A 1,529-nucleotide genomic window follows, 5' to 3' on the forward strand; every position below is an offset into this window, starting at 1 on the left:
AGACGTCTAGTTCGTCCAGCACAGGCCATCTCAGAGGGTCGAAAAAACCTGTGTTATAGTACGGGCCATGGCAACGATGAACAAAAAAAGTGTTCGCGAAGAAGTGGATCGCGTAAAACAGGAGTTCGAACAACTCTGCGCTGACGGCAAGGTGACGCAGGAAGTCAAGCTCGTGATGAACAGCTTGTTGGTCGTTGTCGACCTGATCCTGTCCATCTTTCTTGAAAAAACGACTCGCAAAAACAACAAAAACTCCAGTATCCCCTCTTCTCAAACAGAGCCTGACCAGACTTCTACCGGAAATCCCGGTGCCAAGGGCAAAGGGAAGGATGTTGCTGGGAATGTCAACAATACCCGCGTACGAGAGAACGTTACCGTTGTCGAAGTCGCGACCTGCGATGTCTGTGGCAATGCCCTGAATGACGTAGCCCCCAGCGAGCATGAAAGACGTACTAAAATAGATATCGTTTACGAGAAGGTCGTCGAGCATGTCGATGCCGAGATCAAGCATTGCCCGAACTGCGGTTCCCGGGTCAAAGGCGAGTTCCCAAAAGATATGCCGGGGAACCTTCAGTATGGGAACGGACTCAAGGCTTTTATCATTCATCTGATCATTTCTCAGATGGTAGCCCTGAATCGAGTTCAAAAACAGGTTGCCGCAATGATCGGCACGGTCATTTCAGAGGCCAGCCTGCTCAAGTTTGTACTTCGTCTTCATCTGGCACTTGAGTCTTGGGAAACCGCAGCCATACGAAATACCCTGAATGCTCCTTCGGTTCACGTTGATGAGACTTCGTTCAGGATTGAGAAGCAAAAATACTGGATTCACGTGTACTCATCCGGTGAAACCACCTTGAAAATGCTTCATCGTAAACGGGGCAAAGAGGCCATTGTCGGTATTGATATCATCCCAAGATATGGCGGGGTAATTATCCATGATTGCTGGGCATCATATCTTTCATACGACCATTGTGGGCATGGACTTTGCGGCTCTCATCTACTGAGGGAGTTGACGTTTATGGTCGAATCCAACCAATACAGGTGGGCCAAAAACATAAAAAGACTGTTGCTGGAGACGTGCCGTACCGTTGCAAAACGAGAAACAAAATGCCTTGATGCCAGAGAGTATGCCAACCTGCAAAAGCGCTATCGCAACATCCTCACTCGAGGGAACAAGGAACTGCCGGAGATCCCTCCCAAGCCGAAAGGCAGGCGTGGCAAAATGGCCAAGTCCGATGCCCATAATCTTTGGGGGCGGCTGAAAAAATACGAAACCGCGGTCTTGTTGTTTGCCAAAGAGCCACATGTCCCATTCACCAACAACAGGGCCGAAAGGGATCTCCGTATGGCAAAGGTAAAGCAGAAAGTATCCGGTTGTTTTCGGCGTAAACAATATGCAGAAGCTTACTGCCGAATTTCAAGCTATCTCCAGACAATGGCAAATCAGGGCCTCAATCCCCTTGTCGCCATCCAGCTGGCCTTGGAAGGCAAAATTCCAGGACTCAAAGATGGTGGGGGTGAGTAGTTAC

General features: G+C 49.3%; 1 protein-coding gene. It reads left to right on the top strand.

Annotated features, from left to right (window positions below; genetic code table 11):
* The first annotated feature begins 67 nt into the window (after positions 1 to 67).
* The gene (tnpC, locus tag ACTVJH_RS15825) at positions 68 to 1,525 is read left to right on the top strand and encodes an IS66 family transposase (RefSeq protein ID WP_455992852.1); all 1,458 of its coding nucleotides are present in this window, start codon (positions 68 to 70) and stop codon (positions 1,523 to 1,525) included.
* Positions 1,526 to 1,529 lie beyond the last annotated feature (4 nt).

The sequence above is a fragment of the Desulfoplanes sp. PS50 genome (assembly GCF_053851535.1).

Coding starts and splice junctions, on each gene's coding strand:
- tnpC (WP_455992852.1), top strand. CDS start 68: ATGGCAACGATGAACAAAAAAAGTGTTCGCGAAGAAGTGGATCGCGTA.